The organism is Actinomadura sp. NBRC 104425 (genome assembly GCF_030269545.1).
GTDB classification, from domain to species: domain Bacteria; phylum Actinomycetota; class Actinomycetes; order Streptosporangiales; family Streptosporangiaceae; genus Spirillospora; species Spirillospora keratinilytica.
This window is the reverse complement of the sequence record NZ_BSTN01000128.1, coordinates 1-372: the sequence shown is the minus strand read 5'-3', so window position 1 is coordinate 372 and position 372 is coordinate 1. Positions and strand designations below refer to the sequence as shown.

The 372-nt window shown below is 68.5% G+C and carries 1 protein-coding gene; it reads right to left on the bottom strand.

Translation table 11 applies throughout. The features are described 5' to 3' along the window. On the bottom strand, positions 1-372 hold a 372-nt coding region (locus QSK22_RS33410; protein ID WP_502872405.1), incomplete at both ends, for an AMP-binding protein.

Sequence of the window (372 nt, the reverse complement as noted above, 5' to 3'; positions counted from 1 at the left end):
CCGGAGTCTTCTGCAAGACCCGGTCCGAACCGTCCAACCGGTACCGGTCCTGCATCCACAGCAGACGATTCACGATCGCCCCGTGCGAGACCGCCACACCCTTCGGACGACCCGTCGAACCCGACGTATAGATCACATACGCCACGTCGTCCACGCCCACCGGGACCTCAGGGGCCTTCGGACCATCCCCGCCGACCAGCTCACCGTTCACCACGAGGACGTCAGCCCCCTCGGGCACGACATGCCGGGTGGCCGACGTGCACACCACGACCGCCGGGCGGGCGTCGGCCAGCATGAACTCGATCCGCGCCGCCGGATACCCCGGATCCACCGGCACATACGCCGCCCCCGCCTTCAACACCCCCAGCAGCA